Annotated in this window: 18 protein-coding genes and 1 pseudogene; 3 read left to right on the top strand and 16 right to left on the bottom strand. The window is 33.4% G+C overall.

The features are described from left to right. Positions 1-23 precede the first annotated feature (23 nt). A complete protein-coding gene (locus AC1EU5_RS09680) occupies positions 24-734 on the bottom strand; it encodes a CDP-alcohol phosphatidyltransferase family protein (protein ID WP_480192295.1) in 711 nt (236 codons plus the stop codon). Positions 735-901: 167 nt separating this feature from the next. Here AC1EU5_RS09680 and AC1EU5_RS09675 point away from each other — a divergent pair, with 167 nt between their 5' ends. Both AC1EU5_RS09675 and AC1EU5_RS09670 read left to right on the top strand, forming a co-directional pair. Continuing rightward, positions 902-2,761: a DNA topoisomerase IV subunit B gene (locus AC1EU5_RS09675; RefSeq protein WP_480192179.1), complete on the top strand. Its 1,860-nt coding sequence runs from the start codon at positions 902-904 to the stop codon at positions 2,759-2,761. Next, positions 2,758-5,400 carry a DNA gyrase/topoisomerase IV subunit A gene (locus AC1EU5_RS09670; protein WP_480192178.1) on the top strand — a complete coding sequence of 881 codons (2,643 nt, stop codon included), beginning with the start codon at positions 2,758-2,760 and terminating at the stop codon, positions 5,398-5,400. Before AC1EU5_RS09675 ends, AC1EU5_RS09670 begins: the two co-directional genes overlap by 4 nt. Before the next feature lie 108 nt (positions 5,401-5,508). On the opposite strand, the gene AC1EU5_RS09665 is transcribed toward AC1EU5_RS09670, so the two are convergent. The 7 genes and pseudogenes from AC1EU5_RS09665 to AC1EU5_RS09635 all read right to left on the bottom strand — a co-directional run. After that, entirely contained in the window at positions 5,509-5,913 is a 405-nt protein-coding gene (locus AC1EU5_RS09665) for a 3D domain-containing protein (protein WP_480192177.1), read from the bottom strand. Then, positions 5,910-6,764: a 5-oxoprolinase subunit C family protein gene (locus tag AC1EU5_RS09660; RefSeq protein ID WP_480192176.1), complete on the bottom strand. Its 855-nt coding sequence runs from the start codon at positions 6,762-6,764 to the stop codon at positions 5,910-5,912. The genes AC1EU5_RS09665 and AC1EU5_RS09660 overlap by 4 nt, the downstream gene beginning before the upstream one ends. After that, positions 6,757-7,491, bottom strand: a complete 735-nt coding sequence (gene pxpB / locus AC1EU5_RS09655) for a 5-oxoprolinase subunit PxpB (protein ID WP_480192175.1) — start codon at positions 7,489-7,491, stop codon at positions 6,757-6,759. Before pxpB ends, AC1EU5_RS09660 begins: the two co-directional genes overlap by 8 nt. Position 7,492: 1 nt before the next feature. Continuing rightward, positions 7,493-8,212 carry a 5-oxoprolinase subunit PxpA gene (gene pxpA, locus AC1EU5_RS09650; RefSeq protein ID WP_480192294.1) on the bottom strand — a complete coding sequence of 240 codons (720 nt, stop codon included), beginning with the start codon at positions 8,210-8,212 and terminating at the stop codon, positions 7,493-7,495. 57 nt (positions 8,213-8,269) lie between these two features. Beyond that, on the bottom strand, positions 8,270-9,490 hold the full coding sequence (locus AC1EU5_RS09645; protein ID WP_480192174.1) for an Nramp family divalent metal transporter: 1,221 nt from the start codon (positions 9,488-9,490) through the stop codon (positions 8,270-8,272). A 14-nt stretch (positions 9,491-9,504) separates the two neighbouring features. Next, complete coding sequence (locus AC1EU5_RS09640; RefSeq protein WP_480192173.1) at positions 9,505-10,365, bottom strand: DUF6438 domain-containing protein; 861 nt, start codon at positions 10,363-10,365, stop codon at positions 9,505-9,507. 78 nt (positions 10,366-10,443) lie between these two features. Next, positions 10,444-10,554, bottom strand: a pseudogene (locus tag AC1EU5_RS09635) (magnesium chelatase subunit ChlI family protein); the annotation flags it as partial. 209 nt (positions 10,555-10,763) lie between these two features. Here AC1EU5_RS09635 and AC1EU5_RS09630 point away from each other — a divergent pair. Beyond that, the gene (locus AC1EU5_RS09630; protein WP_480192172.1) at positions 10,764-11,600 is read left to right on the top strand and encodes a hypothetical protein; all 837 of its coding nucleotides are present in this window, start codon (positions 10,764-10,766) and stop codon (positions 11,598-11,600) included. Between the two features lie 31 nt (positions 11,601-11,631). Here the strand turns inward: AC1EU5_RS09630 and AC1EU5_RS09625 are convergent, their stop codons facing one another. The 8 genes from AC1EU5_RS09625 to AC1EU5_RS09590 all read right to left on the bottom strand — a co-directional run bounded on the left by AC1EU5_RS09625 (position 11,632) and on the right by AC1EU5_RS09590 (position 24,819). Beyond that, a complete protein-coding gene (locus AC1EU5_RS09625; protein ID WP_480192171.1) occupies positions 11,632-13,170 on the bottom strand; it encodes a YifB family Mg chelatase-like AAA ATPase in 1,539 nt (512 codons plus the stop codon). Continuing rightward, positions 13,171-14,241 carry an MFS transporter gene (locus tag AC1EU5_RS09620; protein ID WP_480192170.1) on the bottom strand — a complete coding sequence of 357 codons (1,071 nt, stop codon included), beginning with the start codon at positions 14,239-14,241 and terminating at the stop codon, positions 13,171-13,173. Positions 14,242-14,332: 91 nt separating this feature from the next. Continuing rightward, a complete protein-coding gene (locus tag AC1EU5_RS09615; protein WP_480192169.1) occupies positions 14,333-15,430 on the bottom strand; it encodes a hypothetical protein in 1,098 nt (365 codons plus the stop codon). Positions 15,431-15,459: 29 nt separating this feature from the next. Continuing rightward, positions 15,460-16,746 carry a flexirubin biosynthesis putative acyl-CoA ligase FlxY gene (gene flxY, locus AC1EU5_RS09610; protein WP_480192168.1) on the bottom strand — a complete coding sequence of 429 codons (1,287 nt, stop codon included), beginning with the start codon at positions 16,744-16,746 and terminating at the stop codon, positions 15,460-15,462. Then, complete coding sequence (locus tag AC1EU5_RS09605) at positions 16,736-18,406, bottom strand: C45 family autoproteolytic acyltransferase/hydolase (protein WP_480192167.1); 1,671 nt, start codon at positions 18,404-18,406, stop codon at positions 16,736-16,738. Before AC1EU5_RS09605 ends, flxY begins: the two co-directional genes overlap by 11 nt. Then, positions 18,400-19,932 (bottom strand): phytoene desaturase family protein, encoded by a 1,533-nt coding sequence (locus AC1EU5_RS09600; protein WP_480192166.1) that lies wholly within the window; start codon positions 19,930-19,932, stop codon positions 18,400-18,402. Before AC1EU5_RS09600 ends, AC1EU5_RS09605 begins: the two co-directional genes overlap by 7 nt. After that, a complete protein-coding gene (locus AC1EU5_RS09595; RefSeq protein WP_480192165.1) occupies positions 19,929-23,624 on the bottom strand; it encodes an MMPL family transporter in 3,696 nt (1,231 codons plus the stop codon). The genes AC1EU5_RS09600 and AC1EU5_RS09595 overlap by 4 nt, the downstream gene beginning before the upstream one ends. Continuing rightward, positions 23,617-24,819 carry a DUF2062 domain-containing protein gene (locus AC1EU5_RS09590; protein WP_480192164.1) on the bottom strand — a complete coding sequence of 401 codons (1,203 nt, stop codon included), beginning with the start codon at positions 24,817-24,819 and terminating at the stop codon, positions 23,617-23,619. The genes AC1EU5_RS09595 and AC1EU5_RS09590 overlap by 8 nt, the downstream gene beginning before the upstream one ends. Positions 24,820-24,832 lie beyond the last annotated feature (13 nt).

Below are 24,832 nucleotides of genomic sequence, written 5' to 3'. Positions count from 1 at the left end.
TGGGAGCCTTAATTTTTTGAAAATTAGTCTACTAACTTTCTCTTAAAAAAAATAGAAAATAAAATATAAAGAAGTATTATCAATGGAATTGCCGTTACCTTGAATACCACCAGAAGAAACAAAGATAAAGTCAAAAATAAGATATGAAGCCAATTTTTCTGTAAAGAGAAATTTTTGAATTTTAAGGCAAATAAAGGGAGCTCTAAATTCATCACAAGTGATAAGACCAACGTTATAAACACTAAGAAATAAGTGTTATTTACTAGTTCAATAGCAAATTCATGTTGGCCAAATTTCAAAATGGAAGGTAATGAAATTACAAACAACGCCATAGCCGGTGTTGGTAAGCCTAAAAATGAACTACTTTGTCGTTCATCAATATTAAATTTTGCCAAGCGATAGGCAGCAGCTAAGGGCAAAAGGAATCCTATAAAAGGAATAAAATCTATTGTATCAAAACTTGAAAACCAATCATGATCAGCCCAGTCACCTAAACTTTTCCTAAGCAATTGAAACATCACAATACCTGGAACCACTCCAGAGGTAACCATATCGGCCAATGAATCCAACTGAACACCTAACTCACTTTGCACTTTTAACAAACGGGCAGCTAAGCCATCAAAAAAATCAAAAAAGATGCCTAGAAGCACAAAAAAAGCCGCTTCAACCAATCTATCTGAAGCAGCAAGCATAACAGCAATTACACCAGAGAGCAAATTCAATAGCGTAATAATATTTGGTATCTTTCTTTTTATGATTTTTAGGTTTAGTTACGGGTAAATTTAAAGAAATTAATCGGATTCAATATTCTTAACGTAGTTGTTGATAAATTCTCTGTAATCCATTTCATTTTTTGACACTAAATAGTATTTTAGCAAATCTTCACAATGCATGTATTTTAATGGCTAAACAGACTACTTATACCGAAGACAATATACGCTCGCTTGATTGGAAAGAACATATCAGGATGCGTCCAGGTATGTATATTGGTAAATTAGGAGACGGATCTTCGCCTGATGATGGTATCTATATCTTGATTAAGGAAGTCATTGACAATTCCATTGACGAGTTTGTTATGGGTGCTGGTAAGACCATAGAAATTTCTGTGAAGGATAAATCAGTTACCATTCGTGATTATGGACGTGGTATTCCTTTAGGAAAAGTTATAGATGTGGTATCAAAAATGAATACAGGTGGTAAATATGATTCACGTGCATTTAAGAAATCAGTAGGACTGAATGGTGTTGGTACCAAGGCAGTAAACGCTTTGTCTACGCATTTTAGAGTACAATCTGTACGCGAAGAAAAAACTAATATAGCCGAATTTGAAAAAGGTGAATTAACGGTGAATGAAGGTATTCAGCCTTCTTCACTAAGAAAAGGAACTAAGGTTACATTTACACCAGATGAAACCATCTTCAGCAATTATAAGTACCGAAACGAGTACATCATAAAAATGATCAAAAATTATGTGTACTTAAATCCCGGACTTACCATTCTCTTTAACGGAGAAAAATACTTTTCAGAAAACGGATTGAAAGACCTGCTTGAAGAGAATATTACTGAAACAGATATGCTCTACCCTATTATTCACTTGAAAGGTGATGATATAGAGCTGGCTCTTACCCATAGCAGAACACAATACAGCGAAGAATATCATTCCTTTGTAAACGGTCAGCATACTACGCAAGGAGGTACACATCAAAACGCATTTAGGGAAGCTGTTGTAAAGACAGTAAGGGAATTTTTTGGGAAAAATTATGAAGCTTCAGATATCAGAAAATCAATAGTTTCTGCTATTTCAGTTAAAGTAATGGAACCAGTTTTTGAAAGTCAAACAAAAACAAAATTAGGCTCAACAGAAATGGGAGGTGGTCTTCCCACCGTACGCACTTTTATTAATGATTTTATTAAAACAAACCTAGATAACTACCTTCATAAAAATACAGAAACTACTGAGTTACTTCAGCGTAAAATACTACAAGCTGAACGTGAGCGAAAAGAGCTATCTGGCATAAGAAAGCTAGCTAGAGAGCGTGCGAAAAAAGCAAGTTTGCATAATAAAAAATTACGTGACTGCAGGGTACACTTGGGAGATATGAAAAAGGACAATCGCTTAGATAGTACCTTATTTATTACTGAAGGTGACTCGGCTAGTGGTTCTATCACCAAATCTCGTGATGTGAATACTCAAGCAGTGTTTAGCTTACGCGGAAAGCCTTTGAATTCTTTTGGTATGTCTAAAAAAATCGTTTATGAAAACGAAGAGTTCAATTTATTACAGGCGGCATTAAATATTGAAGATGGCATGGAGAATTTGCGCTATAACAACATCGTAATTGCTACGGACGCGGATGTTGATGGTATGCATATTCGGCTACTGCTGATTACTTTCTTTTTACAATTCTTTCCAGAACTCATAAAAGAAGGGCATTTATACATACTGGAAACCCCTTTATTCAGAGTACGTGACAAAAATGAAACACATTATTGCTATTCTGAAACTGAAAAGCAAACAGCTATGAAGAAATTAAAAGGCAAACTTGAAGTAACTCGATTTAAAGGGCTTGGAGAAATATCACCCGATGAATTCAAACATTTTATAGGCGAAAATATGCGTTTAGATCCCGTAATGCTAGATAAAGAAATGTCTATTGAGCAGTTACTTACATTTTACATGGGCAAAAACACACCTGATCGCCAAAAGTTTATCATTGAGAACCTAAAAGTTGAATTAGACCTAGTTGAGGAAGCAGTATGATGCAAGACGACAATAACTCAGAAGAGCATTTAGAACATAGCGAAGATATTCATCAAGAAGAAACAGAATCACAAGAAACGATTACCCGGGTTACGGGTATGTATAAAGACTGGTTTTTAGATTATGCTTCTTATGTAATCTTAGAGCGTGCAGTACCTGCCATAGATGATGGCTTTAAGCCCGTACAGCGCCGTATTATGCAATCTATGAAAGACCTTGATGACGGCCGCTATAATAAGGTGGCTAATCTAGTAGGTCATACCATGCAATATCACCCTCATGGAGATGCCAGTATTGCTGATGCCATGGTACAATTAGGGCAGAAAGAGCTCCTCATTGATATGCAAGGAAACTGGGGAAATATTCTCACAGGTGACCGTGCGGCAGCTTCAAGGTATATAGAAGCACGTTTATCAAAGTTTGCGTTGGAAGTTGTCTTTAATCCTAAAACTACAGAATGGCAAGCTTCTTATGATGGTAGAAGAAAAGAACCTGTTGATTTGCCTGTTAAGTTTCCGTTATTGCTTGCACAGGGTGCGGAAGGTATTGCCGTAGGACTTTCTACAAAGATATTGCCTCATAATTTTAATGAACTGATTGATGCATCTATAAAATATCTAAAGGGACGCAGTTTTAAGATCATTCCTGATTTTCTTACTGGAGGTATTGCTGACTTTACAAACTATAATGATGGAAAGCGTGGTGGTAAGGTTAGAGTACGTTCTAAGATTTCTCAATTAGATAAAAAGACATTAGTAATCAATGAATTACCATACGGAACAACAACGTCCTCTTTAATAGATTCCGTCTTAAAAGCTAATGATAAAGGCAAGATAAAAATCAAGCGTATTGAGGATAATACCGCTGCTGAAGTAGAAATTTTAGTCCATTTACCAAGTGGTGTTTCGCCTGATAAAACCATTGATGCTCTCTATGCTTTTACCAATTGCGAGCAGTCAATTTCACCGCTATGTTGTGTAATTGAAGATCATAAACCCGTCTTTATTGGTGTTTCTGAGATTCTAAAGCGCTCTACAGATCATACGGTTGACCTTTTAAAGCTTGAGCTTGAAATTCAATTGAATGAATTAGAAGAGCAATGGCATTTTGCTTCTCTAGAACGTATCTTTATTGAAAATAGGATCTACCGTGATATTGAAGAAGAAGAAACCTGGGAAGGCGTTATTTTCGCTATTGACAAGGGCTTAAAACCACACACTAAACATCTGAAACGCGCGGTTACTAAAGAAGATATTGTCCGTCTAACGGAAATACGCATTAAAAAGATCTCAAAATTTGATATTGACAAAGCCAAACAGCATATTGAGTCACTTGAAGAAAAGATTGCTGAAGTTAAGTATCAGCTTGAAAATTTGATTGAATATGCAATTGACTACTTTAAAAACTTAAAGACCAAATACGGCAAGGGTAAAGAACGTAAAACAGAAATTCGCGTGTTTGAAGATATTGTAGCTAGTAAGGTAGCTATGAAAAATGCCAAGCTATATGTAAACCGAGAAGAAGGCTTTGTGGGTACCTCTATGCGCAGGGATGAATTTGTTGCTGATTGCTCAGATATTGACGATATTATTGTGTTTCGTGAAGATGGAAAAATGATTATTACAAAGCTTGATAGCAAAACCTTTGTAGGAAAAGGCATTATTCATGTAGCTGTCTTTAAAAAGAAAGATAAGCGCACAGTGTACAATATGATCTATCGAGATGGAAGGTCTGGACCAACCTACATGAAACGCTTTGCTGTAACTGCTATTACGCGCGATAAAGAGTATGACCTTACCGCAGGTAATAAGAGTTCAAAAGTTTTGTATTTCTCTGCCAACCCTAATGGCGAAGCAGAAGTTGTTACAGTACTTTTAAGAGCTGTAGGTAGTATTAAGAAGCTAAAATGGGATATAGATTTTGCAGAACTTGCCATTAAAGGTCGCGGTAGTAGAGGAAATACTGTCACTAAATATTCAGTAAAGCGTATAGAACTCAAAGAGAGAGGCATTTCTACATTAAAACCTCGAAAAATATGGTTTGATGATACTGTTCAACGTTTAAATGTAGAAGAACGAGGCGAGTTACTAGGTGAGTTTACTGCTGAGGATAGATTGTTAGTTGTTAATCAATCTGGAGTGGTAAAGACCATTGTACCTGAACTAACAACGCATTTTGACAGCAATATGATTGTATTAGAAAAATGGATTCCTAACAAGCCTATTTCTGCGGTGCATTATGATGGTGAAAAAGAACGCTATTTTGTAAAGCGATTTATGATTGACAATCCTAATAAGGAAGAAACAATTATTACCGACCATCCAAAATCTCAATTAGAGATTATAGCTACAGATTTTAGACCAATGGCAGAAGTCATCTTCTCAAAGCGTAGCTTAGATGCAATCCAATTAAATTTTGAAGAATTTATCTCAGTCAAAGGCATTAAAGCAATTGGAAATCAATTAACTACAGAAAAAATAAAACAAGTAAATTTATTAAATCCATTACCTTATGAAGCTCCTGAAGAGGAAAACATAGAAGTAGTTGGCGAGGAAGAGATAAACTCAGATACACAGGTCAAATCTGATAATGAAAAAACGGAAGATCAAGATGGGGAAGGCCAAACTACCTTGTTTTAGAAAGTCATTGCTATAAAGATTGCAATTCAATAACTGTTTTTGATTATATTCATTAGTATTATACCATTTAAGTTTTCATACAATCTTTTGACTATAACCAAGGCAACTCTAATCGTTGAGGCTATCTTTCAAAACACCATACCAGATTTTTAATCGCTTTACCCCCCACTCTTTTGCTTTTTTAATATCTCTACCCATATAAATATCTATTTGCTTACGCTTACGGCGATGCATTTTATCCTTCACTAAATAGATACTATCTAAGCCTTCAATTTTTATAGGAGTATTGTATTCCAAGCCCAGCTTTATCAAATCCCTGGAAACAGCAATACATTTCATTCCTGGTTTTAGAGTATCACCCCAAGCAGCTATACTTGGATTTCCTATTGTCTGAGCTTTTGTAGAATTGTACGCAGTTACTTTTACCTCTATTTCTTTCCAGATATAAGGGTCACTTTGCTTCTTTTTACATGAAAAAGTTGAGAGGATAAGTATAAAAAGGGCTAATCTCATATTTTTAAATCCTTTAACTTAAACTGTATTTTACTGTTTGTTGCCCTCTGTGCTAATCTATTAATAGCTTCATCTGTTAACTGTAACACGCGAGGGTAACCGCCAGTAACCCCACAATCGCGCATTAAAATAATTAAAGTTCCTGACGGAGTTAACTGCACTGTGCCTGGCATAACAGATGAAGTGAGCATTGAATCTAAATCGTTTTGTAAGTTCTCAAACAATTTATAACCCATTCTGTTATGTTCTTTAGAAATAGTAAATTCAGTTTGCTCCAAAAATTTTTGCTGGTCTTCATCTAGCAGATCATATTCCGGCCCTTTGTAGGTTTCAATATGTTGGTCATTAAAATGATCTGGACGAATCTTAACATGAGAAAAAGTAAGACTTCCCTCAGAAATATAGGGCTCATAAAAGATCTCATCTCCTTTATGTAATATAAATTTCTTTGTGATCTCATTAAAAAAACTTCTACTACCCAGGACAGGCTTATTCAAAAAACCTCCTTTAACCGCTAAATATACTCGCACACCATAATTTCTATGATAAAATTTTAAAATACTGTCTTTCTTAACTTTAACAGGATGATTACATAACAATGGCATACGATCAAGCTTAGCATCTAGATCAGCACCTGTAATACATAGTATAGTTTCTCTAGTGAATTGAAAAGTACCATTCAACGTTACTTCTAAGACCCCATCATTTTCATCATTACCGATTAATAAGTTCGCCAATCGTGCTGAATACTGATCCATGGCCCCAGAAATTGGCACTCCATATTCTCTATAACCAAAACGCCCTAAGTCTTGAACGCTAGTATACACTCCCTGCTGTAAAACTCTAAGCAATGATCACCTCGCTTTCTATATGATAACGTTTATATGCAATTAACTTTGTGATCTCTTGATGTTCTTTAAGACTAATAGAAAAAAATTGAACAGAATCTCCTGGCTTTGCAAAACAGGGAATCTTACTTTTTCTATCAAAAAATGAAATAGGCGAATTTCCAATAATATTCCAACCACCAGAACTTTGCTGTGGATATACTCCAGTTTGTGATCCGCCTATACCCACAGCACCTTTTTTTACTGAAATTCTAGGGTTCATTTTACGTCTAGAATGAAGTGCTTTGGGTAAGCCACCTAGGTATAAAAACCCTGGTAAAAAGCCAATGAAAAAAACAGTATATTTTCGTCCTGTATGAAGCTGAATTATTTTTGATTTTGACAACTTATTTTTTTTAGAAATTTCTTCTAAATCAATACTAAATCTTTCATCATAACATACAGGGATTTTCCAAAGTTTAGATTCTTTATTTTTTTGTACATTTTGCTCCTTATATATTGATTTTAGTACCGAAAACTCATCATAGATATTTTCTATAATACAATTATAAAAAATTGTTAATGAGTTATATGTAATGATCATTTCAACTTTTGGTTTAATATAAATTTTTGAAAGTGTTTTTTTGAAATTTAAAACATCATTTAGGATATTTTCATCAATTTTTGATGGCCATTCAATCAAAATTGCACTGTTCCCAAGAGGTTTATATGTAAGGTCAAATTGGCTCAAATTATCTCATCTTTACTTCCTTTTTTTGAAGTGCTTTTGAAGTGTGTTTCAAGAGCTCAATTGCCTTGGGATTATCACTATGAAAACAGAAGGTTTCAGCTTCTAAATCTACCTCTACTCCATCAACAGTTTTTACCTTTTTATGTTTGATTATTTTAAACAAATGTTCTAGCAATTCTTCTTCATTGGTAATTACTGCATTTTCAAATTTTCTAGATACTAAGGTAAGATCAGTATTATAATTTCTATCCGCGAAAGCTTCTATCATAGTTTTCAACCCTGCTTTTTCAGCTATTGTTTTAATTACCGAATTATATGGTACATATAAAATAGCATTTGGAGCAACATTTTTAACAGCTCTCACCACTATTTCTGAATGCGAACTATCAATTGCCACCAAATTATACAAAGCACCATGCGGTTTTACATGATGAAATTCAATATTTTTTTCATTGCAACAATCAATAACCAATTGAATTTGTTGCTCTAAGCTTTGCTGCAACTCATTTAATGACATCTCAAGACGTATTCTACCAAAATTAGCTTTATCTGGAAACGAAGGATGTGCTCCTACTTTAACTTCATACATCAAAGCTAGATCTATTACCTTTCTAACGGTTCGTTTGCTACCTGCATGACCACCACAAGCTATAGAACAAGAAGAAATATAAGGCATTAATTGAGCCTCATTATTTAGCCCTTCACCAAGATCACAGTTTATGTCTATTATTTCTATCAGAAAGTAAATTTTAAGATTTCTGTATTTTCAGGAATAACACTAAATGATATCAAAGACCTTAAAGATACTTTTTAATCCTAAAAAAATAGTTATTGCTAGAATTGCAAATCCTATTATATTTTGTTTGAAGCTATTTTTATATGCTCCTAATACAGATTCTTTGTTCATGATCCATAATAAGAACCCTGCAATAACCGGTAACAAAATACCATTGGCCACCTGTGCAAACTTGATGATTTCAATAGATTTGAACCCAACTGAAGAAAAGAATACACCTAACAACAAGATGAAAATCCAAACAGCTCTAAATTTCTTTGATTTTAAATTGTTTTCCCATCCAAAGCAGCCTTTAGCAACAAATGCAGCCGCCAACGGCGCTGTAATAGCACTAGTAATACCTGCAGCAAACAAACCTATAGCCAAGAAATATTTTGCATAATTGCCAAACAAAGGTGCTAATCCTTTAGCGAGATCAGCTGCATTATTTACTTCGGAAGATTGTATGGCAGACGCAGAAATGATAATTGCCATAGAAACAATACCACCAAGGACAACAGCAACTATGGTGTCCTTTCTAGCAAAGTGTAAGTCATTTTTATCATGCCACTTTTCTTTTACCAAAGATGCATGTAAAAACAAGTTATACGGAACCACAGTAGTACCGATTAAACCTACAATCATCAAAATACTATCGTCAGGAAACGACGGTATAAAACCTTTAAAAACTAAAGATAAATCTGGTTTGGTGAGCACAGCTGTAACTAGAAAGGCTAGACTCATTAAAATAACAAGTACAACCAAACCTTGTTCTAACACTTTATAATTGCCAATATAAAGTAGTGTAAAAGCAATTGCCCCCAAAAGCAAACTGTATACGTTGAGATTCAAACTACCAATACTTATAGATTGTTTTTCAAAAATAGTTTCCAAACCCAGCACACCTCCACTAATATTGCCAGCTTCATAAGCCGCATTACCAATAACTATAGCAGATAGTATCAGTAAAACAGTGAGCATTTTAAAAATAGGATTGCTAACCTCTGAACGAATGATTTCTGACAGCCCTTTTTGAGATATTATGCCTAATCTGGCAGCCATTTCTTGTAAAATTATGGTTGCTATAATTGATAATACCATTGCCCATATTAAGGCATATCCATAATTGACGCCGGCCAGAGTGCAAAGTGTAACAGTTCCAGGGCCTATAAATGCAGCTGCAACTAATGGTCCTGGGCCAATATTTTTGAAAAATTTAAACACAGAATAAAGTCAGGCTAGTCTTCTATACCTACAATAGCGTAAGCACTCACCTTTGGTTTTTCGTAGTTGTGAATTTTAGTCGTTTTCTTTAATTCTGCAACTTCAGGTACATTTTTTAAATACTCAGAAAGCCTATCTAGAAGAGGATGCTGATCGTTTGTACTAATCTCTAAAACTTCACCATTTTTCAACTCAACTATGTAGTTATATCTTGGGTTATCGTTTGGTTTAGAACTCTGTTTCCAATTGGTTGCTATTTTTCGAACCAGACTTCTGTTTAATAACTTATGAAGTTTTAACCTTTCTTTTTTATTTATAGTTCCTTTGAAATTTCCTTTAAATTCTCCTGTATATAATCGCCCTTGATAGAACACTTGCCCATCTCGATTAATTTCTAAAGAAAAAGAAGGACATGTGCCAAAACAGGTAGTTGCTAAAAAGGTTATTTTTTTGAAATCAACAGGTATAACTACCTCTTCACGATTATAAAAAACGTATCTATTTCTTTCAAAAAATGGTCCATAGTCGAGTCGTAAAAACCCTTCCTGATCTAAACTCATTTTATCATCTAAAGGTTCTAAAATAAGCTTTTCTTTGCTTAAACTTTTGATTTTAAAATTTACTTGTTCCTTTTTTAAACTAGTTCCTCCTCTGTAATAGCGCTCTTCAAAAGTTATTTTTCGTTTCCCTAAGTCAAAATAAAGATCATGCCTTTTGTTGGCTAAATTATAGGTAACTGTATCTACATTAAACCGCAGATAATCCAAGTTTTTATTGATCCACTCCGTTTGCGTAAGTAATAGGGAATCTGTTTTTGATTGCGCAAAAACAGAAAGCGTACAAAATATTATGAGTGCTTTTAATATTAGCTTCATAAAGGTCAGGCTTCAAGGGGATGCTAAAGTTACTAATTATTTAGTAAACTTTAAATACTGATTTACAAATTATTATACTCAACCTAACCACCCTTCTCTATAAAGGCTTCTATATTGAATAGCTTCAGAAATATGGCTAGATTCTACATTTTCTGATGCATCTAAGTCGGCAATTGTTTTGACTACCTTCACTACTTTTTATGTGTATAACAGTTGATAGATTGTTTTTATAAATTAAATAGAAAATTAAATGAAAACATAAAATTTTTAATTCCTTCAAATAAATATATGTTGATAAGTTGAGAAAATTTCGCAACTTGCTTTATTTCCAATACCCTAATAAACAGTTACATTTGTATAGTGAAGCATTGTCGCATTTGTTTAACTAAGAGATATACATGTATAAAATTGTTATTTTTCTACTTTCTTTTGTAGTCTTGATCGGTTGTTTTATATGGTGGTATAAAGAAGGGGGATGGGAGCCTAAAGTAGCGTCTCTAACAGCACTAATCACTTTAATTTCTCTAGGAAATAGTCTTGTAAACAATGAAACAGATAGTAAAAATATTATATCTAGTGAAAATGTGTCTAAAAGCCCAATAACTGGAAGTGTTGAAACACAAAACAATTATTATTTTGATTCCGAAACAAAAGATGAGAAGATAAAAACTCGTTCCTCTATAGATACCGTTCCTAAAACGGATACTATCAAAAAAACATCTTATAGCAAAAAGAATATAAAAAAAGGAGTAAAAAAGAAACGGGTTAAGATTCAAAACGAAGCTGAATCTAAAGGGCAAAAAGAAGGAATAACTGCCAATACAGTAAACAGGAATGTGATAAATAAACAAGAGGAAGGTAATGTTATTAATAAAGTTTCAAGCACGAATCAACAAGGTGGCATAACAGCAAATACTGTTAATATTTCTGCTAAAACACCTGCCATTGATTTACTTTATCAAACACTTAATTCAATAAATCCGAAGGCAGTTGAATTTTTGAATAAAAACAAAAGAGTTTGTGTTCTTGCTCAGCAAATTAAAATGCAAGAAATATGGTTAAGAAGAAAAGAGTTAGAGGGAATTGTATCTATAGATTCTAATAACAGTAGTATAAACATTAATGGAAGTGGTAGTTCTCACCAAGCCATTTCTTGGGGTGATTGTTTTCATGACACAGAATTAATGGAGAGAAATTATGTTGTTTCTGACTATGAAATTACACTGTTAAAATGAGTTATTGTAAAAAAGCAAAAAGAAGTATTAATTAACCCAACCACCCTTCTCTATCGAGGCTTCTATATTGAATAGCTTCAGAAATATGTCTAGATTCTACATTTTCTGATGCATCTAAATCACTTATGGTTCTAGCTACTTTTAAAATTCTGTCATAAGCTCTGGCCGAAAGATTTAATCGTTCCATAGCAGTCTTTAATAGATTCTTTGAAACTTCATTTAAAACGCAATACTTCCGTATCTGTTTTACAGACATTTGCGCATTATAATGTATGTTTTCATCTTCAGCAAAACGTTTTGTTTGGGTTTCGCGCGCTTTGGTAACCCGCTCTCTAATAGCTTTACTAGATTCACCTTTACGTTCTTCAGACAATTTTTCAAAAGGTACAGGTTGTACTTCTATGTGAATATCAATTCTATCTAACAAAGGGCCTGAAACCTTACTTAAATAACGTTGCATTTCTGCTGGACTAGAAGTTACATGACCTTCTGTATCATTAAAATAACCGCTAGGGCTTGGGTTCATACTCGCTACCAGCATAAATGAAGACGGATATGTTACCGTAAACTTAGCTCTTGAAATTGTAACTTCCCTATCTTCCAAAGGCTGACGCATAACTTCTAAAACGCTACGTTTAAATTCAGGCAGTTCATCAAGAAATAGAACACCGTTATGCGAAAGTGATATTTCACCAGGTTGAGGATACGCACCACCACCAACTAATGCTACATCAGAAATTGTATGATGAGGCGAACGAAAAGGACGCTGACCCATAAGCCCTGAATGTTCCTTGATTCGCCCAACCACAGAATGAATCTTAGTTGTCTCTAAAGCTTCATGTAAGGTCATAGGTGGTAGTATACTGGGTAGTCTTTTCGCTAACATCGTCTTCCCTGAACCAGGTGGTCCTATCAAAATAAGATTATGACCACCAGCTGCCGCAATTTCCATACAGCGCTTGATAGATTCTTGCCCTTTTACATCTGAAAAATCAAATTCTGGATTTTCAAGGTTCTCATAGAATTCCTTTCGCGTATCAACCACAATAGGCTTTAATTCGGAATGTCCTTCAAAAAAATCAATAACTTCTTTGATATTTTCTACACCATACACATCCAAATCATTCACAATCGCAGCTTCTTTTGCATTTTGTTGTGGTAGAATAAATCCTTTAAAACCCTCTTCTCGTGCTTTAATAGCAATAGGCAATGCTCCCTTTATTGGTTGCAAACTTCCATCAAGTGAAAGCTCACCCATAATCAAATAATCTTCAATTCCCAGACCTTGTATCTGAGACGATGCTTGCAAAATGCCAATCGCTATTCCCAAATCATATGCTGAGCCTTCCTTACGAAGATCTGCTGGGGCCATGTTGATAGTGATTTTCTTTCCAGGAATTTTATAGCCATTATTTTGCAAAGCAGCTGCAATTCGGTAGTTACTTTCTTTTATGGCATTATCAGGTAAGCCCACTAAATGGTAACCAATACCTTTGTCTACATTTACCTCAACAGTAATTGTAGTAGCCTCAACACCAAAAACAGCACTTCCATATACTTTTACGAGCATTTATTGTTTGCTTTTTAATTGTAATCCCAAAAGGAAAGATATAAAAATAAAGCACAACAATGCTATGAAACTTAGTTTTAAACTAGAGATGTCTGCTAAAAAACCTAGAAGTACTGGACCTACTAAAAAACCAAAAAAACCAACACCCGAAACAAAAGATATACTTTGCGAAGAAGGAATGTTTTTTGATTTACCAGCTAACCTGAATAATTCGGGAATGATAACTGAGAGTCCCAAACCAACAAACGCAAAACCTGAAATAACAAGTACGGGTTTTACCAATAAAATCAATGAAAAACCTATAACACCAATAATACTACCAATTAAAATAATGGCTTTAGAGCCAAGGTTTTTACTGATTCCATCGCCAAAAAAACGTCCCAGAGCCATGGTGGCCGAAAATGCCGTAAACCCAAGACCAATCCAAGATAATTTGGCTAATGATACTTTTTCTAGATATAAGGCACTCCAATCTACAATAGCTCCTTCACTAGCCATTACAAAAAAAGCAATCAGTGCTAATCCGATAAGGGGCTTGAAATTCTTAAATTGAAAACTGTCCTTTTCACCTGTACCAGCCTTGATATGATAATAATACTTTACAAAGATCAAATTGATGACTAGAACAATAGTCATTACTATAAACAAATGATAGATAGGTACATTACTTTCTTTTAAGAAAAGACCTCCTATACCACCGCTTAAAAGCCCGCCTAAACTAAAAAAACCGTGATTAGCAGACATAATATGAACACCATCTTCTTTTTCTAATTCTGTAACCAAGGTATTCATAGCAACATCGGTAAAACCAAAGAGTGCACCAACTAAAAACATACCTATGCACAACCAAGCATATTGTTCAGCAATAAAGGGAACTATAAATGTAAAAATAGCAATGAACACTCCCCATGCTGTAGCTTTTCCCACGCCTATTTTCTCCATTATTTTAGGTGCCATGGCAATTAAAATTAAAGTACCTAATGCCATGCAAAAAATAGCAACACCTAATTGACCTTCATCTATACCCAATCTAGATTTTATTCTTGGTATATAAATGGCCCAGGTACCCATTAATATATTTAGAGTTGCAAATACAAAAGCCGGTGCAAAATAGCGACGGTTTGAAAAAATTAAGCGCAGGGCTTCCATAGTACTATTAGCTCTAGATAAGCTTTTTATTAACAATAGGGTTTACATACATTTTCAAAAGACGTACTATTATCTTTTTATCCGTACTCTGAGATCGAATATAGAACTCAAAGTCTTTTTTATCTTTCTTAGTGTATTTATCTTGAAAACTATTGGTATTAAACAATAAATCATGCGCTATATAATTAGTCTTAAAAAGTGCATAGTTTTTGTGCACTACACTGTCAATTTTATCTGCAATTGCTTTTATTGATTCCTTATTATTTATAGAGAAATCAATATCATTTACATTTAATTTTTCAAAGTGCAAACACACATTTCCTTTTGGATCTTTAATTCCTTTTATGATACTGTTGATGTTTTCATATTTTGTTTTAGAATACGTACCAGTTTCCTCACGTGTTTGTAATTCTATAGCTTTCTCTAGCGCACAGGGTTCATATTCATAAGAAACAGAGGAAACCACAACATTTAAATCTTCAATAGACTTTTTTAAATCCTTGTTGCCACTCATTAATAGCATATTGATCAACCCTGGGAAGGTTCTGTCATTACCATCTTTTGCACGTCCGTTTCCTTGTGCTATCCATGCCGAAGCATTTTTCTCAGTAATGGCGTATCTTAAATAAGCTGACAAATTCTTGGCATTTTTCAAACGTTGAATCTTTGAACCTCCTCTAAAAACCGTGAACATATTATTGAGTTTTGCCACCCGCTCAATAACTTCATCTATAATTAAATTATCGCCTAATGAAATCTCTGTAAAATCATATCCTCTGTGATACAAGGTATATTGCAATAGTCCAGAGTCTAGAAAAATATCTCTATGGTTAGATATGTATAAATGACTATCACTTTTATTAATAGTTTCTAATCCCTTGATAGATAACTCATTTATTGAATCTTCTATCAATGAACGAATCATGGGTTCTATGAATGCTACTTGAAAGTCTGCACAACTAGTGCAGCCTCTCAGCTTGTTTACTATCATTTCATCTGGCCAGCTAGGATAAAAGAAATCAACTCCTTTTTTAAATATATCACTTGTAGTGAGCCAATCTAATGCCTCTAATATTTGCTGTTCATTATATGGAGCAATGTCTTCAAACAATTTTTTTAAGATTTGGGTCGTAATTAATTCTAGCGTTTATCGATAAATAATACCGGTTTCCTACTCATTTTAGGAAAGCGTAATTTATGGATAGTTTCTATACTTTCAAATTCTATATTAGGGAGTACTCTTAATTTAGCCCTAAAATGATCTTTTACTTTTCTTAGTAAGTCATTTGACATTGATTTTGAGCCTATCTTAATTAATATTTCATCTGTACCTATGGCATTGTGTGATATTTCTATGATATAATTTTCAATAGACTCGAAATCATTAAGCAAATCATACATTGCGGGAGGATACAAGGTTGTACCTTTGTATTTCACCATTTGCTTTTTTCTGCCTATTACTGAACTTAGCCTTTTGGTATTTCTACCACATTCACAAGGTTCATTATAAGAACGAACAATGTCACCTGTTTTAAAACGTAATAATGGCATAGCTTCTACACCTAAAGTTGTAATAGAAAGTTCTCCATATTCTCCTTCTTCAACAGGATGATCATTATCGTCTAAAATTTCGGTGATAATCAACTCAGGATGCTCATGCCCTCCTTTATGAAATTTGCACTCTGTAAATGCGGTACTCATCTCGGTTGAAGCATAGGTAGAAAATAATTCAATATTCCATTTAGAAGTAATCTTTGATGCTAATAAGTTCAATGAAAAATCTTCATTATGCAATGATTCGCCTATACAAACAGCACCTTTTACTCCTGAATTGTTATAATCAATATCATTTTTGTCAGCATACTCGATCAATTTCAACAAAAAAGAAGGTACAGTAATTAAGTATGTAGGTTTGAATTTTAGAATTGAATCCCATTGCAATTCAGGGATACCCGCACCTACACGTATAATTCCTGCTCCAAGTTTTCTTACGCCTAAAAAATATGCAAGCCCGGCCATAAAACGACGGTCCATTGTGGTCATTAATTGTAATACATCATCATCACCTATTCCAGCGCAGGCAAAGGAGATCGCTTCATTGTAAGCCAACCTATCCAAATCTTTATCTGTTAAAGCAAAGGTAACAGGACTACCCAAGGTGCCAGAGGTGGTTACATAATCAACAATTTTATCTTTGGTTACGCAAATAAAATCATCATTGTATTGCTGCAAGTCGTCTTTGGTTGTAACAGGAAATTTTTGTAAATCTTCTAACGAGGAAATAGATTTAAGATCAATCTTATAATCCTTAAAAACTCTTTGATAGAATTTAGAGTGCTTTTGCAAATAGAAAAGCATCTCTTGTAATTTTTCTTCTTGAAAAGTCTTTATGATTGATTTTGGCTGTAACTCAATTTCAGGAATCATGAATTTTCCTCTTTATTTTCTTAATATATTTTTCTATTAAAACCTTGTCTGGAATGGTAGTAATCTCTTTCGAAAGAGCTACCTCAAATTCTTTTAACGCTGCCTTTAAGTAACCTTTATCATAAAAGTATTTCCCAATCAAAAAATAAGGCTCCCAATAATGCTCATTTAAGGCTTTAAATTTTACTATTTTGTCTTTTGTTATAATCTGCGAATCAACATCTTTTAAAAAATTTTTTCGCAATACACGATACGCTTCATAATTTTTATAGGCTTCTGTATTCAGAAATGGATCTTTACCAATGGTGAATTTTGATTCATAAATAGGTTGATTAAATTCTTGCTTTTCAAATTTTTGAAAAACTTTATTCAAATCATACATTACAAAATTACCCAATTGATAAGGATTAGAAGAAACCCAAACTTTTAAGTCTTCTGGTTGAAATACAATGGCATGATGCGCCAGCAATTGATTCAAAGCTTTTTCATTGCCATAACCTATTTGCTTTTCGTTCAAACCTTCCCGGTCTCGCAGAATATTTACCGCTTTTTTTGGGGTTATTCTTTCACTTTCATTTAACAATTCTGCTAATCTTTCAAATCTGTACGCTGAATGACTTTCTTCTTTGTGTTGAATATTATTTTTATCATTAGTATAAGCATCACTTTGAAAATGATTCGAACAAATTAATCTTGGAGCATTATTTACTTCATAAACACCAAAATTATTAGGCGATACTTCTATGCTCACAGCCTTTTTATCTTTTGCACTTCCAACCAAAATAGCTTCAGAAACAAACACTTGTTTGTTTTTAGCAATTGCAATCGCTTCTTCTATAGTAGAAGCATATTGCAAAATTTCTCTAGTTACAATAGAAATAGGTGTCTTGGCAACCAATGGAACATCTGATTTTCCTGCATTAATTGTGACAGTAATACCTTGATCATTCATACCTGAAACAACTCCTATCATGCCTCCCCATCCCACTGACATAAATTTGTAGCCTTTAGAAGGATTCACAAAATTTACAATCTTCTCTTGTGCAAAATCATCACCGGCATAAAAATCAAAATTCCTACCAATCAACAGTTTACCATCTTGAGTTTGATCTCCCCAAACAGCAAAAGAAGTACAGCCAACTAAGGCTAAGTCCTTTAATGCATGGCCAATATCATGCGCACCATGCAAATACAGGCTTCTTAAATAATCTGTAGCTATATAATCATAATTATCAGCCGCATATTGAGATACTCCATATATCTCAGCTTTAAACTCATTATCAATATGTAAGTATGATTTTCTATTAAACCAGGCCAAAAATTTTCGTAATAAATATTGTTTGAATTTTGAAGGAACAAACTCTTCAATCTTAGAAAAGAAAATGGCTTCCTGTTTTTGAAGTAACTCTTTTGCTAAGCTTCCATAAGCAAGTCCCCTTTCTAATGGGTCTCCTTGAATATATAGCTCCCAAAGCCCATATTGATTCTTTCTAAGCTGATTCTTGCCGACTGTAAAAATAGTATCTGCAATTTCAACTCTTTCTGCTACAGTAGTATTAAATGAAGTAAGATTGGGTTTATCTTTTAAAGATTTCGAAACTCCGCAAGAAGAGAGAACGATACAAGCTAAAAGAAAAAAAAAACGTAATGATCTTAGCATTCCAATACCTGATTTGCCGCTACAATTTTATCCATTAAATATTCTCTACCCAATATTTCTGAGCAAGTTACCACACCACTAATGGTCACTCCCAAAATACCATGCATATTCAGGCTTTGCCCTGTAAATAGAAGGTTCTTCAACTTGGTTTTAGGTGATAAAAAAGATTTCATTGGATTATTAGCATCTTTTACAAAACCGTACATAGCGCCTCTATTAATACCAATATAATCTCTGTAGGACAATGGTGTTGAAGTATACATGGTGTTTATGCACTCACGAATATTAGGAAACTTTTTCTCTACCTCGCTCAGTAATTTTTCAGTTTTTCTTGCTTTGAAAGCTTCATAACTTTCACCTCTTTCATTTTCATCAACTACCGTGTTGAATGTATCTTCCCATTGCTTTACATCATCATAATTCATATACGTAATAATGGTCATGTTTTCTGCCCATTCTTCTGTATTATTCTTAATGCTCAAAGAGATCATATAAGCCCCTGGCCAGTTTTCTTCAGTATAATGCTGTGCATTCCAAACCTTCTCTCCATCCTTAAAATGATAATAGTTATAATTTAAATATTCAAAGGTGTTTGGCTTAAACACAATGTAAATACAAAATGCAGAAATAATACTTTCAATATTCTCTACGCGTTTAACATATGATTTTCGTAAGCCCTTTCCGCTCAACATTCTCACGGCCTGCTTAGGATCAATATTAGAAATAAACCAATCTGCTTCAATGCTATGACCATCTTTTGTAGTTACAGAGCTTATTTTTTCACCATCGTAACCAAAGTCAACTACTTCCTTATATTTATAAGCTTCCCCTCCATTTTCTTTAAGCCTTCGTATCAATAATTTTGCTATCTGACTACCACCATTAATACATCTATAAGAACTTTCAATATATGAGCTGACTGCAAGGGCGTGTACATAAAAAGGTGTTTTCTCTCCATCTCCTGCATAAAGTAAATTAGACCCTGCTAATACTGATCTTAATTTTTCGTTTTCAGTAATACTAGCTAAAAAATCTTTGGTCTTTAAAGTAAGAAGCTCCGTATCTTTAAAATAACTATTTCCAATCTTTAAATTATACATTGGAAAACTTTTGCAGGTCTCTTTAATCTTATTACAATACTCGTTTATTGCTTTTCGTTCCCCAGGAAATTGTTCAACCAGTGTTTCAATAAAATTATTGTATCCCTGACTGTACAGGTATTCAACATCATCACCGTCAAAAGTAATTTTATCATAATGAGTATCAAGTTTTTTTAGCTTGAGTTCTTCCATGATACCCAGATAATTGAAGTACTGATATAAGTTCTGCCCTTTATCTAAACCTCCTATATAATGTACCCCCGTATCAAAAATACTTTTATCACGCACAAAGATTTGTAGACATCCACCATACTGATTGTTTTTCTCTAACACGCAGACACTGTAACCTTCTTTGGCCATAATGTTTGCCGAAACCAATCCGCCAAGCCCGCTTCCAATAACAACTACATCATATTTTTTCTTCATGTATTGTTCTTTAATCGCACAATCTCTTGAGAAATTTTTTCTTGTATAAAACCTTTATCTTCAAAATAATCAGCTAACCTCTCGTTTTTAACTAAAATGATTTCTCTTGTATTCAAAAATAAAGATTCTTTTGCTGATGCTACTATTTTTTCAGAATTATCAGGAGTTACTGAAACCAAGAGTATATCAGCCTTAGTATTTAAATCAACAAGAGTATTCACATAATTTACTTTTCTTGAACTAATTGTATAACAATTTAAAGCTATTTTTCTATTAGAACCTATTAAGTTGTATGTTGTTATTTTTCTATCTAAATATTTAGAAACCAACAGAATATCCAATTGTCCAAAATCATTAGAAATATGGTTTATCTTGGTTTTAATTGGCAGTAAGTTATTTAAAGAGTGATATAACTCTTTATACTTTTCAAAATCTTTTTTTATGTTATCAATAAGTCCTTTGTAATGATAATTACTAAATAAAATACCTTTAAAATAATCAGCATCTTCTATTTTTTTCCGAACCTTTAAGAATTTATTTTTATAAAATGCTGAAATATTCTTGGTGCGTTCTCTATCATTATTACCAAATTGAATAAGATCTTGATGCTCAATTCTATGACCTACTTCAACGGTTAAACTACCATCGTAAATAATAAAATCACCTTTGGGCAACACCTCAGAATTTCCGTGTAAATAAAGTGGCAAAATATCAATGTTCAATTCATTTGCCAAGTAAAAGGCGCCTTTATGAAATCTACCAATTTTATTGGTGAAAGACCTTCTTGCTTCTGGAAAGACAACTAAGCAATAACCCTGGCGTATTTTTTCTTTTAGGTGATCCAGACTACCATCTACACCACTAGATACTGGATAAAAACCTGTGACTTTAGCCAGTAAACCAAATACTGGTGATTTATAAACCCAATCATTCACCAAATAAATAACATTAGAAGTAACCATACCTATGGTTAGTGTATCTAAAAATGAAGCATGGTTGGAAATGATTATGGCAGGCTTCTTAAAGTCCTCTTTATGAGGATTAATCACTTCTTTTTTCACAAAAGGATTTCCATATAAAACGGCAGTAACCATCTTGGCCATAGTACCATGTAGCCATTTCATTTTTTTCTTTTTTGATATAGGAATTAAAGGTAAAATAGTGATACTTATCAATGATAAAATCATTCCACCTAAGCCATAAAAAGCAAACAGCAGCATCGCATGGAAAAAGGTTCTGAGTCTTAATGGAGCTAACCCTTTTTTTGTACGCCAAGAGACAAAAAAATTAAATAAGAGAGGTTGGATGGTAAAGGCTACTAGCATAGCTGTCAATATACCTATCAGTGAAACAATAGAAATTGATTTTAATGCAGGATGCTTCGCAAAAATTAATACACCAACACCTAAAATGGTTGTAATTACCGATAAAACAATAGAGGTTTTATAGGTCTTTAGCTCATTTAGCCCGTATTTATATTCCTTTACCAAGCCATTGGTTATAAAAATACTATAGTCTACCCCAAGCCCAAAAATAAAAGTAGATATAATGATATTGAAAATATTGAATTCAATGTCAAACAGTCCCATAATTCCAACTGTTAAAAACCAGGTAAGGGCAATAGGAATTACTGTAATCAAGGTAAGTTCAAAGCTTCTGAAGAAAACTAGCAAGATAAGCACAACAGCTATCAGTGAATATTTTAAAAGTGAATTAAAATCATTTTTAAGATTTCCTAAAAAAGTCTCATTTAACTGCTGTCTATCAATCACCACTAAATCTGATTGAGCATTTAGCCTTTTTGTAACTTCATCATAATTTTTAGAGTCTACTTTCAGCATAGAAGTAGCAGTAAAAAAACTGTCGGTTTTTGATGAGATAAACTCATCAACAAAAAAAGATTTTATCTTCTTAAAGTCTGAAAGATTTTGAGGAGCAAAGTTACCATTGATCTGCTCATAAAATGTGTTAAATGTTTCGGGTTTAAAGCCAATGAGGTTACCTTGTTCAATTAGATTCTTTTGAAGTGATTCTGTCTTGTTTTTAGTCCAGAAATTTCGCCAAGTTTTTATTTTCTCCTGCTGAATAGATTCAGACATTACTAATGAACCGACAGTACTATAAGATAAAATCTTACCTTCTGTTTTTAAACCTTTAAACAATACCGCTAATGAGACATTATTGGACAATGTTTCTTCTAATGTATTTCCATAAGTAGCTGTATAAATGGATCTTGAATACGTATTGGTTAACTTATCTAGTTTCTTTTCTGTCTCTTTTAAGGCTTCTGTTTGAAAATTCATCTTCGCAATGTCTTTACTAAAAAACACTTTGTTATATGTAAAGACACTCACCAAAAACACTAAGCCTATAAGAATTATTAATACTTTATTTTTATGAAAAGAATGCCCTGAAAATCTGTCTATTGGAGTTTCTCTAACTACATTTTTTCCTGTTGCATTATAGAATAGCGGAATAAAAATCAAAGCAAACACAGAGGCAAATACTACACTCACCGCTGCGAAAACCCCTAAATCCTGTAACGCTTGTGATTTCAGAAAAAGTAAGCATAAGAAAGCCATAGCTGTTGTAATACTACTCATCAGAATGGGCTTGGTAATATCTTTATACAAGGCCGCAATGTTATTATTCTTTCTAAAATGTGTAAGTATATGTAACGAATAATCCAAGGTAATTCCAAGAAGTACAGAACCAATGCCTAATGAAATAGCAGATATTTTTCCTCTTAGTACATATAAAAATGCGATAGCAACCAAAGCACCTAGTGCAGTAGGTGTAAATAATAAGATAGGTGTCAATAGTTTTCTATAAAAGAAAACAAGTATGACCAATAATACTGTTAATGCAATACTTACCGTAAACTGAATATCATATTTAATTTGATTTGCATTAGCAACAGCTACAACTGTTGACCCATAATACTCACTTTTAACTTTGCCTTTAAAGTTTTCATTTAACTGCTTCTGTATCTCATATAGTTTTGATACGAATAATGCATTTTGATCAGTTTCATTACTAGCTAAAGAAGGCTTAATAAATAATAAGGAGTTCTTATTATCCTTAGTGACTAAAAAACCATTGTACACTTTAAAATTATCATCTACCTGAAGCTGTTCTAATTTTTTAAGCCCCAGAAATGAAATACCTAAAGGGTCCCTCAAAACGGTTTTTCGGGCAACAATGCCAGTCGGAGAAATTAAGGTCTTGTAATTTGATTGAACAATAGAAGCAATACTATCCTTTGCGAGTTTAGCTTGAATATTTTGATAGTCATTTTTATCTAAAAAGAGTGGAATATTATTATAAACAAAATCTAGCAATTCATTAACCTGCTGATCATCTACCTCACCCTGAATCTCACTAATATAGTCTTTACAATATAACTCTAAACTGTCAACCAATTGAGTGGCGTAAGCAGTTAATTCATCTTCATTACCTTCTTGTTGCGATTCTAAATAAACTACAATCTTATCAGCAAAATTTACTTGCTTAAGTACCTTGTTTGTAATAGATGAACGGTCTGTTTTCGGCAGTAATTTGGTAATATCCTCTTCAAACTGCAATCTTGAAACCAAGTAACCAGCAACCAGAAAAAAAAGTAAAAATAAAACAGCCCCTGCTATCTTGTTCTTTTTCAACCATTCATATATGTTAGAAAAGAAACTATCCATGTTTCACTGTTGACCGCTTTTGTTGATTAAACATATTAAGGGTAAGATATCCTATGAACCCAAAAAGAACAGAAAAAACAACTGCCAATGTAAAACTACCTACAATATATTGTAAAATATGTCCAGCAATATCAAAATCTTTATCTATTTGATGTAATTGCAAACTAAAGCCTTTGCCTAATAAGAATCCTCCTACTTTAAGGCTACCATAGATAATAAAAGGAATAAAAGGCGGAATGCTCACATTTGAAAAAGCAAAGCTGATTACCTTATTTAAATTGAATACTGCCGCTAAAAAAATGGATAGAAATGAGTGTAAGCCCCATAGTGGTGACAATCCTATAAAAGTGCCCAGGCTTATGGATAAGGACTTCTTTAAATTTGAATCAGCACTACCTAAAAAATCCTCATAAAAAAAACGTTTAAAGCCTTTTTTTTTAAAGCTTCTTATTAAGTCTCTGGGTTTAATATAAATCAGCGCTATAAAGACCAACCAGGTATTTAATAAACTGATCCTCAAAAAATCTTTAAAAGGTCTATAATGCGAAACGCGCTCATCCGGATCATATAAAACACGAATAGGAATATTCTTTACTTCAATACCACTCCATGAAGCTTTTACAATAACCTCAACTTCAAATTCAAATTTTGTAGTGAAAAGACTTAGCGCATTTACCGCTTTAACAGGATACATTCTAAATCCGGATTGTGTATCTAACAATTTCTTACCCGTTTCAGCCCAGTACCAAAAATTGGAAAATTTATTGGCAAAAGAGTTTTTTTTGGGCATACCATCAGCATTCAAGTTTCGTGCACCAACAATTAAAAGGTTTTTAATTTCTGAATTCTGTAATTCTTGGATGAATAAAGGAATATCATCAGGATAATGCTGCCCATCAGAGTCTATTGAAATTGCATAATCAAATTCAAGTTCTTCTGCTTTTTTTAAACCCATTCGCAAAGCATTCCCTTTTCCTTTGTTCTTTTCTAAATGAATAATTTGTAGTTGGGTAAACTTGGATAAAATTTCTCGCGTGCTATCTGTAGAACCGTCATTTATAACAATGACATTTTCTGTATACTTCAAAATTCCATTCAAAACCCGTTCTAAAGTTTCATCATTGTTATAAGTAGGTACAAGCACACAATAATTTAACTCAGAAATTGTATGTTCTAACTTTTGAGAAGTATCCACGAAATTTTTGATG

The organism is Maritimimonas sp. 2405UD52-3 (genome assembly GCF_056591715.1).
This window is presented reverse-complemented; position numbering and strand designations above follow the sequence as displayed.

What these genes read in the sequence shown, in the direction of transcription:
- AC1EU5_RS09675 (WP_480192179.1), top strand. Translation starts at nt 902, where the DNA reads ATGGCTAAACAGACTACTTATACCGAAGACAATATACGCTCGCTTGAT.
- AC1EU5_RS09670 (WP_480192178.1), top strand. Translation starts at nt 2,758, where the DNA reads ATGATGCAAGACGACAATAACTCAGAAGAGCATTTAGAACATAGCGAA.
- AC1EU5_RS09665 (WP_480192177.1), bottom strand. Translation starts at nt 5,913, where the DNA reads ATGAGATTAGCCCTTTTTATACTTATCCTCTCAACTTTTTCATGTAAA.
- AC1EU5_RS09640 (WP_480192173.1), bottom strand. Translation starts at nt 10,365, where the DNA reads ATGAAGCTAATATTAAAAGCACTCATAATATTTTGTACGCTTTCTGTT.
- AC1EU5_RS09630 (WP_480192172.1), top strand. Translation starts at nt 10,764, where the DNA reads ATGTATAAAATTGTTATTTTTCTACTTTCTTTTGTAGTCTTGATCGGT.
- AC1EU5_RS09625 (WP_480192171.1), bottom strand. Translation starts at nt 13,170, where the DNA reads ATGCTCGTAAAAGTATATGGAAGTGCTGTTTTTGGTGTTGAGGCTACT.
- AC1EU5_RS09620 (WP_480192170.1), bottom strand. Translation starts at nt 14,241, where the DNA reads ATGGGTACCTGGGCCATTTATATACCAAGAATAAAATCTAGATTGGGT.
- flxY (WP_480192168.1), bottom strand. Translation starts at nt 16,746, where the DNA reads ATGATTCCTGAAATTGAGTTACAGCCAAAATCAATCATAAAGACTTTT.
- AC1EU5_RS09605 (WP_480192167.1), bottom strand. Translation starts at nt 18,406, where the DNA reads ATGCTAAGATCATTACGTTTTTTTTTTCTTTTAGCTTGTATCGTTCTC.
- AC1EU5_RS09600 (WP_480192166.1), bottom strand. Translation starts at nt 19,932, where the DNA reads ATGAAGAAAAAATATGATGTAGTTGTTATTGGAAGCGGGCTTGGCGGA.
- AC1EU5_RS09595 (WP_480192165.1), bottom strand. Translation starts at nt 23,624, where the DNA reads ATGGATAGTTTCTTTTCTAACATATATGAATGGTTGAAAAAGAACAAG.